This is a genomic window from Bacillus cereus group sp. N24, assembly GCF_016483345.1.
GTDB classification, from domain to species: domain Bacteria; phylum Bacillota; class Bacilli; order Bacillales; family Bacillaceae_G; genus Bacillus_A; species Bacillus_A toyonensis.
On sequence record NZ_JAEHCA010000130.1, the window covers coordinates 1 to 278 of the forward strand.

Here is a 278-nt window from a genome sequence, read left to right on the forward strand (position 1 = left end):
AGATCTGTATAAGAGACAGGTTCTGTTGGTTTCTCTGGTTCTGTTGGTTTCTCTGGTTCTGTTGGTTTTTCTGGATCTGTTGGCTTCTCTGGTTCTGTTGGCTTCTCTGGTTCTGTTGGCTTCTCTGGTTCTGTTGGTTTCTCTGGTTCTGTCGGTTTACCTGGATCTGTTGGTTTATCTGGTTCTGTAGGTTTAACTGGATCTGTTGGTTTGTCTGGTTATGTTGGTTTATATGGTTCTGTAGGTTTAATATGATCTTATGTTTTTTGTGGTTCGGT

The 278-nt window shown here is 41.4% G+C and carries 1 protein-coding gene; it reads left to right on the top strand.

Annotation, left to right across the window (positions count from 1 at the left end; genetic code table 11):
- The coding region (locus JDS95_RS30715) for a hypothetical protein (protein WP_242474216.1) at positions 1–190 on the top strand (190 nt) is incomplete at its 5' end.
- Positions 191–278 lie beyond the last annotated feature (88 nt).